This window comes from Lactiplantibacillus brownii (assembly GCF_031085375.1).
GTDB lineage: Bacteria > Bacillota > Bacilli > Lactobacillales > Lactobacillaceae > Lactiplantibacillus > Lactiplantibacillus brownii.
This window is the reverse complement of record NZ_JAVCWF010000001.1, coordinates 168133-182954: the sequence shown is the minus strand read 5'-3', so window position 1 is coordinate 182954 and position 14822 is coordinate 168133. Positions and strand designations below refer to the sequence as shown.

General features: G+C 44.1%; 10 protein-coding genes. 1 reads left to right on the top strand and 9 read right to left on the bottom strand.

Annotation, left to right across the window (positions count from 1 at the left end):
- Positions 1–176: 176 nt before the first annotated feature.
- The 4 genes from RA086_RS00735 to RA086_RS00720 form a co-directional block, all read right to left on the bottom strand.
- Positions 177–2414, bottom strand: a complete 2238-nt coding sequence (locus RA086_RS00735; RefSeq protein ID WP_308702019.1) for a glycoside hydrolase family 31 protein — start codon at positions 2412–2414, stop codon at positions 177–179.
- A 214-nt stretch (positions 2415–2628) separates the two neighbouring features.
- Positions 2629–4839: a beta-glucosidase BglX gene (gene bglX / locus RA086_RS00730; RefSeq protein ID WP_308702018.1), complete on the bottom strand. Its 2211-nt coding sequence runs from the start codon at positions 4837–4839 to the stop codon at positions 2629–2631.
- A 3-nt stretch (positions 4840–4842) separates the two neighbouring features.
- Positions 4843–6120, bottom strand: coding sequence for a PTS sugar transporter subunit IIC (locus tag RA086_RS00725; RefSeq protein ID WP_308702017.1), 1278 nt, complete (start codon positions 6118–6120; stop codon positions 4843–4845).
- An 83-nt stretch (positions 6121–6203) separates the two neighbouring features.
- Positions 6204–7058: an AraC family transcriptional regulator gene (locus tag RA086_RS00720; protein ID WP_308702016.1), complete on the bottom strand. Its 855-nt coding sequence runs from the start codon at positions 7056–7058 to the stop codon at positions 6204–6206.
- 146 nt (positions 7059–7204) lie between these two features.
- On the opposite strand from RA086_RS00720, the gene RA086_RS00715 reads away from it, so the two are divergent.
- Complete coding sequence (locus tag RA086_RS00715) at positions 7205–7729, top strand: folate family ECF transporter S component (protein ID WP_308702015.1); 525 nt, start codon at positions 7205–7207, stop codon at positions 7727–7729.
- Positions 7730–7917: 188 nt separating this feature from the next.
- On the opposite strand, the gene RA086_RS00710 is transcribed toward RA086_RS00715, so the two are convergent.
- The 5 genes from RA086_RS00710 to RA086_RS00690 all read right to left on the bottom strand — a co-directional run bounded on the left by RA086_RS00710 (position 7918) and on the right by RA086_RS00690 (position 14633).
- Positions 7918–9441, bottom strand: a complete 1524-nt coding sequence (locus RA086_RS00710) for a flavocytochrome c (protein ID WP_308702014.1) — start codon at positions 9439–9441, stop codon at positions 7918–7920.
- A gap of 169 nt (positions 9442–9610) precedes the next feature.
- The gene (locus RA086_RS00705) at positions 9611–11215 is read right to left on the bottom strand and encodes an FAD-binding protein (RefSeq protein ID WP_308702013.1); all 1605 of its coding nucleotides are present in this window, start codon (positions 11213–11215) and stop codon (positions 9611–9613) included.
- A 205-nt stretch (positions 11216–11420) separates the two neighbouring features.
- Positions 11421–12065 (bottom strand): TetR/AcrR family transcriptional regulator, encoded by a 645-nt coding sequence (locus tag RA086_RS00700; protein WP_308702012.1) that lies wholly within the window; start codon positions 12063–12065, stop codon positions 11421–11423.
- An 18-nt stretch (positions 12066–12083) separates the two neighbouring features.
- Positions 12084–13700, bottom strand: coding sequence for an ABC transporter permease (locus tag RA086_RS00695; RefSeq protein WP_308702011.1), 1617 nt, complete (start codon positions 13698–13700; stop codon positions 12084–12086).
- Positions 13701–13706: 6 nt separating this feature from the next.
- Positions 13707–14633 (bottom strand): ABC transporter ATP-binding protein, encoded by a 927-nt coding sequence (locus RA086_RS00690; protein WP_308702010.1) that lies wholly within the window; start codon positions 14631–14633, stop codon positions 13707–13709.
- Between the last annotated feature and the right edge of the window lie 189 nt (positions 14634–14822).

Below are 14822 nucleotides of genomic sequence, written 5' to 3'. Positions count from 1 at the left end.
CTTTTATTTATAATTCAATTAATACTTTGTGAGTCGCCTAATTGTTACGCCATCTAAGCTGTAAACGAATAGTTTTGCAATGATTCATTGAAGTAAATTAAAAGAATAGTAGCAATGAGAATTCCAAAAAACTGGGAACTCTCGTTGCTACTATTCTATATAGTGACTAGGCTAATTTAATAAACACAAGTGAACAATTCCATTAGCATGCCTTGCAGACTAGCGTTTTCTAGCGTGGCAATGTAGGCCAAACACCGATCTTTGCTTATGCCTGATGATAGTGTTCGCCAAATATCTCGTTTTAAATCAAACGGCAAATTAGCAAATTGTAATCGCTGTTGAATTAAAGGCATTATCATCACCGAATCATCTTTACCCCGCACAGCAAAATCCTCAAAGCTGATCGTTTGATTGTCGGTCATAACCGCTGTGCCTGTCGCCCCAACTAATTGGGGGTCATATTGACGATCCGCTGGGATAATTTGTTGTGGATCTATCACAACTATTTCCAGTTGACGTTCAGCATCATGCCAAATAAACGTTGTCGTTGCAGTGGCAGCGCCCTGATGTTCAACCAGTTTGTAGGTTCCTTGTGCCCCAACAAAAATTTTCAATTTTAAGTTAGTTGGCAAATCTCCAGCTGGTGCCATCACATCAGGATTCAATGGCACAATACACCCCATTCTGACAAAGACCGGCAGATTTTGTCGTTCACGATACGCTTGAAAATACCGATTGCCGTGATAGCGCAAACCAGTAAAGAAATCAACCCATTCACCGGTCGGTAGCCAGACCGGCGTACTAGCCAGCTGAGTCTGTGACACTACCGGCGTTGTAATGGGTGCAACAATCATTGCCGGACCAAACTGATACTCATTTGGCACCTGATAAGCTTGCGCGTCATCCCCATGCCCATAGTACATCGGCTGAATCAGTGGCACTCCAGCACGATGCGTATCCTCATTAGCACTATCAAGATATGGGAGGAGCTGAGCCCGTAGTTGTAAGAACTGAATCATCATTGTCGCGATTTCAGTCGGATAATTCCAAGGTTCTTTACTCATAAATGGGTTGCTAGAACTGTGTAACCGCAAGATAGGACTAAAGACGCCTAATTGTAACCAGCGTAAACTCAATTCGGCATCATAAGCCCCATGCATATGCCCGCCGATATCATGACTCCACCACGTATAGCCAATGTTAGTTGCCGTTGCGGTAAAGTACGGCTGGAACTGTAAGGAAGCCCATGAAGCCACCGTGTCACCCGAAAAACCAATTGGATAGCGGTGACTGCCCGGACCAGCATAACGTGATAGGATCAGACCGGTTCCCGCATGCTGCTTGGCACTATCCTGATAATGATCGATGTTCAACAGCCAAAGTGGATCGACTTTACGTTGACTGCGGGCACCACCCTGTTGCCAATCGAGCCACCAGAAATCAACCCCAGCTTGTTCTAACGGTCGATGGACCAGCTCGAAGTAGGCTTGTTTAAAGGCCGCATTTTGCAAATTAAAAAGGGCTGGCTGGCCCGCCGTTAACTGTAGTTGTCGTGCAACTGCTGGATAACAAGCTTCATTAGCCCGAATTCCGGCAGCCGGATGGACATTCAAGGTTACTTTGCGGCCTTGTGCGTGTAGCGTTTGTAATAGCGCTTTGGGATTTGGAAAGTAGTCCTGATTCCAAGTGTATCCGGTCCAACCACTCCCATACTTAGCGGGAATCTTAGTTGGATGCCAATCCATGTCTAAGACTGCCACGCTAATTGGAACTTGGCGTTGATCAAATTTCGTCATCAAATCCAAGTATTCACGCTGGGTATAGCGATAGAATCGACTCCACCAATTGCCCAATGCAAAGCGTGGAATGAGGGGTGGTAATCCCGTAAGCTGATAATAAACTTTAAGCGTCGTTTGGTAGTCACGACCATAAGCAAAATAATACAAATCGGTTTCAACCGTTTGTCGTGGAACAACTTGCGCTCCCATCAACGTGAACGATTTAGAATCATCTAAAACACTAATGCCATCTTTTGACATTAACCCATCCGGCAGTGGCACCGCACCATCTGCTTTATCGAGTGTTCGGATGGTCCCTTTTAAGTTTTTCGCCACCCGATCGCCAAAGAACCAACGACTGTCATAAGTACTATAGTTGTGTGCGGCGTCAATATACAGATTTCCCTCGGCCGGATGACCACCATCGTAATATAGATGAAAACCAGTCGTGATAATTTCAAGTTCATGTTGTTGTGATGACTTCACTACCGTAAATTCACATGGTGCAAAGTCACGATTCTGAACCAATTGCGTGAACTGGTCTTCGAAAACTGCCGTCTCTGAATATTCAATTCGGATTAACTTGGTGGTTAGAATTGTCAATCGCAGTGATCCCACTTGAACGATATTACTCATTTGTCACCCTCCACTAATCATTTGATTAGCTTAACCATAGCGCAATGTGGTTTGAGGACTATCATGATTTTGTAAAGATATTGTATTGAAAGTAGCTTATGCCCCAAAATTCAGCGCAGTTAATTTAACGGATAATTACTTTCAAAAATATTTTATTGCACCAAAAAAGCCGAGAATTCCAATCATATTTGACTAGTATCCTCGGCTGAAATTTTTAGATAAACTCAAAGCTTGTTTTCATGCAATCCCGACTGTTATTCCCAACAAATACATTAAATTGACCTGGTTCAATCGTCAACTGATTCTGTTGACCGTAGAATTGTAACATCTCGGCGGTGATTGTAAATACAATTGTCTTGGTCTCGTAAGCTTTTAGGGTCACTCTTTGATAGTCTTTTAATACTTTCACAGGTTGAACAACACTCGCAAACACATCCTGCAAATATAGTTGGACTGTTTCCGTACCAGCAATTGCTGAGCTATTCTCTAACTCAACCGAAACTTGCAACGTCTGATCAGCCATCATCTTGTCTTGACTTAACGTTAAATTTCGATATTCAGCTTGATGATAAGACAACCCAAAGCCAAATGGATATAATGGGCCATCTTTAACATCCGTATACTTCGACATATAACGACTACTATGCCCAGAAGTTAATGGTGACCGACCAGTACTCAAATGACTATAATACTGTGGCAACTGACCAACACTGCGTGGAAAGCCCATTGAGAGTCGGCCTGATGGATTCGTTTTTCCAAAAATAATATCAGCAATCGCATGCCCGCCCTCAGTTCCTGGGAACCAAGCTTGTAAAATGGCACTCGCGTCGGTTTCAACATCCGAAAGAACCAAAGGTCGACCACTAATCGTCACCAAAACAATTGGCTTGCCAGATTTGGCAACACGATGAATTAAAGCAACTTGCTGTGCTGGTAAATTAATATTTGCACGACTACCTGCTTCACCACTTTGAACAGTATGTTCACCCACTGGCATCACAACAACATCAGCCCAAGCACTCAATTCGGCTACTTTTTGATCTTCTTTTTTCTGTTCATCCGACGATAAGATCGCTTGCTTGAATTGGGATTCGCTCATTCCCATTCCTTGGTAGTTATCATCTGCTGCCATGAGACTAGTTCCTAATGTTGATCTTAGATGACCAGCATCAACTTTTTCATTAAAGGCCGTTTCAATACTAATCACATCTTTAGTATCGCCATGAACTGCCCAAAGGCCAATCAACTCTTGGCTATTACTGTATGGACCAATTAAAGCAACTTTTTGATCTGAAGATAATGGTAGGATCCCATCATTTTTAAGTAAGACACTAGCTTCATTAGCCGTTTTTCGTGCTAATGCACGCTTTTTAGGCGTAATTAATTGTTCTTTTTCAGCTTCAACACTAGCACCACGATATGGGTCTTCAAATAAGCCCATTTCGTTCTTCAACTTCAACACCCGCCAGCAGGCCTCGTCAATTTTTTGTACGTCAATACGGCCTTCCTTTAATAACGGTTGAAGCTCATTCGCATAACATGGTGATTTCATATCAATGTCTACGGTAGCGTTGAAAGCTTGTTCAGTAGCTTCATGATTAGTAGGAACAAATCCATGATTGACCAATTCGGCAACTGCCGCATAATCACTGATGATTATGCCATCAAATCCCCATTCATCACGAAGAATATCCTTCAACAACCACTTATTACCAGTAATCGGTACACCATTCATCGTATTAAATGCTGTCATCACTAACTTGGTTCCTGCATCAACTGCTGCCTTATATGATGGCAAATAATTTTGACGTAACTCACGTTCTGACATATCAACCGAGTTGTATTCCTTGCCACTCTCAACGGCACCATATGCTGCGAAATGTTTTACACAGGCCGCAATCCCATGCTTAGCATCAAAATTATGTTGAAATCCTCGTACCATAGCACTAGCGTATTGTGAATTTAATAAGGGATCCTCTCCCGTTGATTCCAGGACCCGACCCCAACGTGCGTCTCGAACGAGGTCTACCATTGGTGCAAAAGCAACTTGATTACCACTGGCCTTTGCTTCATCAGCCGTATTTTGATAATCTTTTTCGATCAATTCAGGATCCCAAGTCGCACCTAAACCCAGTGGAATTGGATAAATTGTTTTAAATCCGTAAACAATATCAGACATAAATAATAGTGGAATTTTATTTTTCTTCAAATGCTGATCTTGAACTCGTCGTGTTTTTTCAGCACCGGCAACATTTAAAACTGAGCCACACATATCGACTACGGCAGCATCAATTCCTAACTTCTTTTCTGGACCAGTAGTTGCTGTGTGTACATCGAAGAAATTACCAGGCAATTGAATCAATTGTCCAATTTTCTCTTGTAACGTTAAATGATCTAATACTGCATGTAATTTTTTGTCTTCCATCAGTTACCCCTCACTACTCGTTTCCGCCTTGTATGCTTTCATATCTGCACGCTTGAACCATGGATACCATAGAAGTGGTGAAACAATTAATTGAATGACCAATTGCATGACAATAATTGAAATCTTACCTTCAACACCCGCAAAGAAACCTAATGGTAGTCCAAAGACTGTTTGAGCACCGATAAAGGTTGCTACTAAGCCCATCTTTGTTCCCAAGTACGCGATAATTAACGCAATTGTATTATTGAAAATAAATGGTACTGCGAAATCAAAATTCAAAACCAATGGTGTCCCGAAGATAACCGGTTCAGTAATACCAAATAAGGCTGGCACCACGGATAATCGACCCAAATCTTTGTATTGTTTACTCTTAGCAAATAGCATCAATAATACCAAACCAAGCGCTAAACCACTCCAAGTCACCACATTAAAGAATGCTAGGCCAATAATGTTTTGAGGTGCTTGACCATGTGAAACTGCACTTAGATTTTCCATATCCATTGATAACCAAATTGGTGTTACTAATGGCAAAAGGACATTGGTACCATGAATTCCAAAGAACCATAATAATTGCATTAACAGACTAACTAAAATCATTGCCCAAATAGAACCGCCAAGTCCACGTAACGGGATTTGAATAACTGAATAAATAAATTGATGCATATTACCGTATGGCGTAAATGCAAACAGCCGCGCAATAAGAATGAACAGAAAACCAATGACAACTGTTGGAATCAATGCCGCAAACGCATTCGATACCATTGGTGGTACCCCTTCTGGCATCTTAATTGTCCAATTGTGTTGCCGAATATAAACATATAGCCGACCAACAACCAACCCAATAATCATTGCGGAAAAAACCCCTTGTGAGCCTAACCAGGTTGAAGGTAAAGCCGTTGTCGTCACTTTTTTGGCAACGATATTGCCCATTGGCGTAACAAATAAAAATGACATTAGCGCAATAATTCCTGCGGCTGATCCATTATCATCTGGCAAAAAGTTCCCAACTAAATTACGTGCCATCAGGAAAACAATGTAAAGTGCTAAAGCCCCAACTGTAAAAGTATTAACTGAAGTTAAAATTGGGGTAAATCCCCATGCAGTGATGGCTGCTGGAACAGCCTTAATTGGGAATACTAATAATAGCACAGCTAATGATCCTAGAATAATTGGTCCCAATGTGGCCATCATAGATTCCATAATAGTCAGTAAATAACGGTTATTACCAATCTTATTTAAGGTTGGTGATATTCTTTCAAAAAATGATTGCATTTTCTTCATCAGATTGATCTCCTTTTGTTATCGTTTTCATTCCTCCTAAAGAATAACGGATAATGATTACCAATACTTGCTATCTGTTATGACTAAACATGTAAGATTTTGTCATGTTGATAGCGCTTTCGATACTTAGTCGGAGACATCTGATAATTCGTATAAAAGGCATTATAAAAATTACGATAGCTGGAAAAGCCAACATCAAAGGCGATGTTAATTAAAGTTTCGTTTGAATTCAATAAACGATCATTGGCTACATCTAACCGAAGCTGTTGTAAATAATCTGAAAAGGTCAAATTCATTCGGTTTGAAAAAAGCTTCGAAAAATAACTTGCCGAATAGCCGAACTGGCTCGACACCTGTGATAGTGTTAATGATTCTTGGTAGTGCTGTTGAATATAGCCAGTGATATTTCCTAATAAAGTTAAGTCGCCCGCTCGATTTAAGCTGGATTGTGGCGTTTCAATCATATAATTTGTACATAGCAGTGCTATTAATTCATAAATGGCTGCTGTAGCATGCAAATTATCAATAATTGTATATTGCTTTGAGAAAGCACTCAGCCGATTAAGGATAGGTAACAGATCTTGAGCTGGCTTTCTCGAAGCAATTGTATTGAGGTTAAACTCAAATGCTCTATAAAATTTACCGTTAGTGACCTTTTGTAAAAATTCTATTGGAAATTGAATCACTAAAATATGGTTTTGTTCAGGACTTTGTGTTGAATGAATTTCATTTGGATTGATTAGGAGAACATCTTGGGGATGCAATATATATTGCTTTGAACCTTTCCAAATCACTAAAGATCCTGACAAACAATACAGTAGTTCGGAACTCAAATGCCAATGTTTGGGAATAATTCGCTTTGGATTAGTTGAATGAAACGTAAACATCTTTACCGGTAACTGACTAGTAGATTTAATCATTTCATGTAAATACTCCATTAACTCGCCACCTTTCGTTACAACAAACATGCCAAGTGTAGCAAAATCAGTTAACGAACACCACTAGTTAACAAATTCACCCTAGTATTATCCACCCATTTCCAGTACAATACTAATCAAACTATCAACTTCAAGGAGGAAAACACATGTCCACCCACACGCACACACCCGTCAAATCAATCACACTGCTCGGCGTCTTAACCGCCATGCAAATTATGCTCAATAGTCTGTTGTCGGTACAATTTCTCACGACTAAAATTGCCTTCACTTTTGTGGTGATTGCTATCACGGCTCGCCTATTTTCCCCGCTGGTCACCGCTGGCAGCACTGCGCTGGCTTACTTTCTCGGCATGGTCTTGTTTCCTAAATTCACCTTTTTCCCCGGCTTCATTTTGACCGCGTTCTTAACTGGCCTCGTTTTCGGGATGGCCTTTCAACAACGCACCTCGTTAACCCGTATTTTGCTAGCCAACTTTGTCGTGCTATTCATTTTGAATCTCTTACTCAACAGTCTCTGGCTCCACATCATGTATATGACGCCGTGGTCAGCGCTACTGACGACGCGGTTCATTCAAGAAATCGTCTCTTACTTAGTCTATACGACCGTCCTCGTGCTACTGTTCAGAGTACCCATTATTAACCAACTGACAACCCGGTTTAACGCCAAATAAAAATGAGAGTGGGACAAAAGGCGTTTTGCTACCGAGCATAGCCTAGAAAGTCGAATGATTGGTATTTTCAATCGTTTGACTTTCGTAGCTAAGCGGAGGTCGCAGCCTTTTGTTCCACGTTTCGGCTATAAATATTAGGAATACCAAAATGAGTCTGGGGTTTTGTCCCAGACTCATTTTTGTCTTACCTATTTAACATATTTGGCAACTTGAGTCCCAGCTTGACGCCCGAAAATTACGATTTCTGCGACGGAGTTCCCGCCAATTCGGTTGTCACCATGCAGGCCACCGGTCACTTCACCAGCCGCGTAGAGTCCAGGAATGGCTTGACCAGATTGCTTCAAGACTTCCGTTTCTGGATTAATCTTCACGCCACCCATCGTGTAGTGGATGCCGGGCGCAATTTTAATCGCATAGTATTTCGGTGTATTCAACTGGTGATCCATCCCAGTCGTCCGGTCATACTGGCCATCTTTCTTAGCTTTCACATCGTCATTCCATGTTGTGACCGTCTTTTCGAGTTCACTACTTGAAACATTCAACTTCTTCGCTAAATCACCCAGGGTGGCCGCTGATTCAACCATCCCTTTCTTTTCGTACTGATTAATCGCGGTGACACGCTGCTTAACGCCACCATCGAATACGACATAGGCATATTGATCCGGTTGCTTGTTGATTGCGGCGGACACCACATCACGTGTGCCCATTTCGTTCGTGAAACGTTCACCCTTGGTATTCACCAAGATGCCGCCTTCACCACGAACCGCTTCACCAACTAAGTACGGTGGCTTTTGATAAACGGTTGGATGGATTTGAATCTTATCCATATCAACGGTATAACCACCTAAGTCGGTAATCATTTTAATCCCATCACCGGTACTACCGGCTTGATTAGTCGTGACGTATTTTGATAAATCAGGACGATACTTCTTGATCATCGCTTTGCTAGCTCCAAAACCACCTGTTGTGACGATGACGGCCTTAGAACTGATCGTTTTAGTCTTATCTTGATCAAACGTGACTTTCACACCAGAAACTTTTCCAGCGGCTTCATTGATTTTCTTAACATCCGCATTAACATAAATTGGAATCGATTGCTTTTTAACGTTTCTTAACAGGCCACTAACCAAATAGCCACCGACTGCTGACCCATCCGCTGGCCGATGCGTCCGTTTAACACTCATGCCACCAGTAATGGTTAAGTTCGTCAGCTTGATTCCCATGCCGTCCAGCCAATCGACCGCACTCGCCGAATGATCAACAAAGAACCGTAACATCTTTTTGTCATTGGTGCCATGGCCACCGGCTAAGGTTTCCTGATAGAACTTTTCGTTAGAATCCTTGATGCCAGCTTTTTTCTGGACCTTGGTCTCGGAAGCATTCATCCCCGATGACGCCTTCAAGGTATTCCCACCGACGACAGACATCTTTTCCAAGATAACTGGCTTCAAGCCTTTTTCTTTAGCTGCCAAGGCCGCCGACATGCCGGCACCCCCAGCACCAATGATAACCACGTCATATTTGGACTTGAGATCCTTCATTGACGAATATTGGGTCTTCGACGCCCCAGAAGTCACCTCAGTCTTTTTAGACGTCGCACTTTTACTGTGACGACTTGATTTAGAACTGCTTGAACTAGTATTCCCGCACCCAGCCAAGCTTGCTACTACCATGGTCAAACTGGCCATTAATGCCAACCCACGTGTCTTCATAACATTCCCCTCCAAAACGATATTTTTGATATTGTGAAGTGTTGAATTAATTGTAACATGAGTTAACTAACCAACGGAACCCCTTTATGGTAAGTATTTATTTTCATATTTAGTCAATAAAAAAGAGCTGACTAAGTTTCAGTTAGCTCATTGTTCACAATATTAACTTTCAATTCAATGCTGCAATCATGCCAGTAAGAAAATCCGCAGCGGTCCCAACAAATGCCTGCTGAGAGACTTTAAATATCGGGGCTTTTTCGTCTGGATTTACCGACAAAATATGCTTCGCGCCTGTCATCCCAAGGACATATTGTTCTGCACCTGAAATACCAATATTAATAATTACTTCAGGGGCGACCGTCGCGCCGTCAATACCAATCAATTGATTCTGACTAAATTGCTCTAATTTGGTCAACGGCTGTGTCACCGCAACTGCCGCGCCAATCCATTTTGCCAATTGTTGGGCTTGCAATAACACCGCTGGTTCTAAGGCACCTTGGCCAAGCACGATCAACCGTTTAGCAGCCTTGATCGAACCAACTGTCACGGGAACATCTTCCGTTAATCGGAGCGTTTTAACGACGCGGTGCAAATCAGCTACTTTAAGTCGTTTCGCAACCGCCACCGGTTGATCCGCAGTCAGCTGTTTGCGTTCATCAATTCCGAGAGCATGCCACCCCACTTGACGTGTCAATTGGGCTTTAGCCCCAGTCATCATCCCCAGCGCTTGGGCTTCACCCGTGAGCTGAGCCAGTGGCAACGCCTTAGTATAAGCAATCCCGCCAATGAGTTGGGCAGCCTGTTGCGTCATTACCAGGCTATTTTCCGCCGCTGTGACTGCCGCCATCGTGGCCGCAACTTCAAAGTCTTGCTTTTGATCGACCCGCTGAGCGGCATCCCAAGTTAACAGCTCACTGGTGTGCAACCGTATTGCCAATTCACCAGCCTGTTGTTGAATCAATGGCTCGTCACTTAAAAGGCCTTTACCAAGCGCGCGTTCATGAGCATAGCGTTTCACGACAGCCAACGTTCGTTGCCCCACGCCCACACTAATGGCACCGATAAAGATACGGGCTAAGGCATCGATATGTCGCGCGATGGTCATGCCTTGATCTTGATAGCCTAATATTTGTGACGTTGTCGCCGACACCCCATTTAAGCGTATTGTCGCCGCTGGGACACCGGGCAAGCCCGCCAACTGCACGGGTTCTAATACTCTGAGAGCCTTTTGCGTGGCTGGAACTAAGAATTGGAGGTGATTGCCACGAAAAGTGCGCGTCAAAACTAAATAGGCAGCCGCCTGTCCACCATTCACCACAAAACTTTTATCGCCGACCAGTGACCAATGCTCATCGGCTTGCTTTGAGGCACTCGTTTGACTGGCCTGTCGACCACCGCCATCTGGTTCCGTCACCGCAATCGCTAACGGCTTCGTCTTGGCAGCTTGTAGCGTTTCAGCAAACTGTGCTGGCTTGCCGTATAGCGTTAGCGCAGTGGCTGTGACCCAAGTTGTCGCCAGCATTACCGCGGCACTTACCGAGCCCTGCGCCACTGCCGCTACCGCCAAAGCTTGTGTGGAGAGATCAAGTTCTAGGCCAAATGGCTGTGCTAAGCCTAATTCAGGCAGGCCTTCTGTGACTAACAATTGGTAGGCTTCGGCACTCGCTTGACGTCCTTGCGCTAATTGTGCATCCAGTGGCGCTAACTTTTCCTGACTAAAGTTAGTTAAATGTTGCCATAGCGCTTGTTGTTCAGCAGTTAAATTCAAATCCATCCCGCGACCTCGCTTCATTGATTTACTAGCTCTAATTTACCACAATTTGCGAAAAAAGCCGTTATCTCTCGGCCAAACTTTATCGTTTCACACAATTTATGACCATTTTCTCGCCAGCAAAAAAGACTAGCCACCACTCGACGATTCCAAATAGTGACTAGCCTAAGTTGTTTGACTCTTTTCTGAGGATTGCGACGAGTTCAAGCTATTCTGGTTGCACAAAGCCATTTTCCAAGATTGCCATATACTGTTTGGCACGATCAACAATCCATTGGGCATCTAGCATTGTTTCAGCATCCGGATTAACGGCCATGTGTGCCTGAAACTCCGCAAAGATTTGCTGATAGACTCCCATAATTAACTGAATCACAGTTTCGCGATCCACTCCCGGTCGTAAGGGTAGCCGTTCGATCACTTTGCCGATCAAAACTTGTGATACTTGTAAGCTTTGGGCATATAGTTCTCGCAATTCACCTTGAATCTTGACCGGTAGCTTGTCAACATTACCGTACGCATTGATCATCAAGCGCATTTCATCAGGATGTTGCCGGCCAAATTCGGCTTTGTATTTCGTACTGCGAACCACTAAGGTCACCAAATCCGCTGGTGTCTTGAACGCTTGCGGATTAACCTCGGTTTTGATGCGCTCAGTTGCTGCCACCACTGTCTGAAAATACAGTTGTTGTTTGCTCCCATAATAATGGAAGATCAGCCCTTTTGAAACTTGTGCCACCACCGCAATTTGATCCGTCTTGGCCGCCGTATAACCATGTACAGCAAATTCATGCGTGGCGGCTGCTAGAATTCGAGTGACCTTTTCGGGGTCTTTGGGCGTTTCTTTCCGTGCCATTGCCCGCCTGCCTTTCTGCTACTGCGCCAAATCGCGCTGGCGATAGCCAATACTTGCTATCACTAATATTAGCACAGTTATCGCTAGCAACCACCAGTTGGTTGACCAATCAATCGCCTTCATAGGGACCTTATTGACAAAGCCTAACGGGGTCAGTTTTTTCGCCCACATCGGTAACTTGATTAGGCTGCCTAAATAGAGGGAGAAGAACCCATAAAGGACCCAAACCCAGGCTAAGTAACGCCATTTTGGCAACCATCCCGCCAAAAAGCTTGCAAACCCGATCATCACAAACATGGCTGGTAGATAAGCCAATAGGACCCGCCAATAGGTGGCCCATTTGATTGGATCAGTCATAACACTTGCCCCGGTCACGTACATGCCAACTAAACCGGCCAAGAAAACGAGGACCGCTTCTGCTAACGCGAAACTGGTATAGCTGGCCCAAACCTGCCAACGTGAGGTTGCCGTAGCATATAATTGATGCAAATAGCCTTTATTCTCATCGCTTACCAGTTTCAGCATCGTTTGAACGGCTGGAATTAGTGCCACAACCACAACAACGATGGCTAAAACGGCAATGAAATTCTTCACGATGACCCGATTAGCCGCAGCCAAGGCCGTTGCTCCTAAAAGTTGCTTAATCATTGGGTTACTTTTGGCCAAATCACCAATCGTATTAAAGATCGAGCCATAAGAGGCACCCAATGCTAAGCTACCTAGGGTCCAAGCAAACACACTGACTCTTGACTGTCGCCATAATAAGGTTGCGGGGCCGCGTAAGAAGGGCGTCGCGGTTCGTCGCCCTTGACGAGTCGCTAAGAGACCCGCACCTAAATCTCGGTGAGCATTCAACCATGCCGCTAAGCCGGCCAAAGCAAGGCCTAGTAGCATCATCCACAACACCGGGTACCAATTATTATTCTGATAAACGCTTAGCTTTTCAATCCAGCCAAATGGTACCCACCAAGTTGTTTTAGGATCACTGACATCCGTGCTCATTCGCGCCACATACATGACACCAAAAATCGCATAGCTCAGCATGGTCGTACCACTCGCACTATCCGCTAGTTGCGCCACCAGTAGTGTCAACATTCCGAACAACCAGCCCATCGCAGCTAGGCCGAAGCCAATCAGCCAATTACCAGCCGTATCCGCCCCCGGCATGCCAGCCACTTGCAGACCAAGGCCATATAAGATACCGATGACGAGATTTAACCCAGTCAACTCCGCGAACCCGGCCGTTAATGGGGCTAAGCGGCCAACCGAGTGCGCCCGGACTAACTCTAAAAGGCCGTCATCTTCTTCACCACGAGTTGTCGCCACCGCTAACATGATATTCATCACAATCATGATCAACGCCATGAAAACGACCATTTCAGTCGCAAATATTTTAGCCGTGTTATAGGGTGCTTTCGCGGTAAAAGCCCCAAATAGTGACACCATGGCGGGTGACTTCAGCGTTGTCACGATTGTATCGATTGCTTTTTGTGTGCCATAGATGCCATCGAATTTCGCTGCAATGGCGGTAAATAAGCCTGCCAAAGCAATCGTCCAGATCAAAATTTTCGTCCAGTCACGTTTTAAATTAAGGCGAATCAGTAGCCCGGTTCGTTTAAATAATTGTCCTGACATCACAAATCACTTCCCATCAGTGGCCCGTGCGTCATTTGGCGATTCGTAATAACGCATGAACAGGTCTTCCAAAGTTGGGGGTGTGCTGGTCAATGTCACTAACTTTTGAGCCGTTAAGTAACTCATCACTGCCGACAATTGGTCCGCATCTACCGCTAAGCTAACGTGATTTTCACCGTGTTTCGTCGTTAAACCGTGAACTCCTGGCAACGTTGCCAACTCGGTCAAAGGTTTCACCGTTTGTACCTCGATCGTCGTGCGCGTCAAATGGCGCATCTCAGCCAAGGTCCCCGTTTCAACGATCGCCCCTTCCCGAATAATACCAATCCGATCACACATCTTCTCAACTTCGGATAAAATATGACTCGAAAGTAGCACGCTCTTCCCCTGCGCTTTTAACTTCAAAACGTGTTCTTGAAACGTCTGCTCATTCAATGGATCTAGCCCAGACGTTGGTTCATCAAAAATATAAAAGTCAGCATCCGTGGAAAAAGCCGCAATCAACGCAACCTTTTGTCGATTGCCTTTCGAATAAGTTCGAGCTTTCTTACGCGGATCAAGACCAAATTCCTTGATCAAGGCATCCGTTTTAGCCGAATGTTTTTCGCCATTCAGTTTTAAAAAGAGGTCAATAATCTCACCACCACTCAAATTCGGCCATAAATAAACATCCCCGGGCACATACGCAATGTGCTGATGAATCGCAACACTGTGTTGCCAGACATCTTCGCCGAAAATCGTGGCCGAACCGCCACTCGCTTTCAAGATTCCTAATAAGACACGAATTGTCGTCGACTTTCCCGCTCCGTTCGGTCCAATAAAGCCAAAAACTTCTCCGGGATAGATGGCAAAATCAATGTTTTTCAACGCCTGAAACTTGCCAAAACGTTTTTGTAAATGCGAAATTTTTAATAATGGTGCTGTTGTTGTCATTGTGACTTCCCCCTAGCGTGTGTCGCGACCGCCTAACACACCCAGATTTTCTAATGCAGGAGCAATGATAATCCTTGTTGACTCACAAGTCAATGACTGGTGAGTCAATTTAATTACAAAAATAATCAGCGCCTCTGCATTGCCGTAATAGCAAGCTTTAACCAACTACAAATTCACTTTCTAAACAAA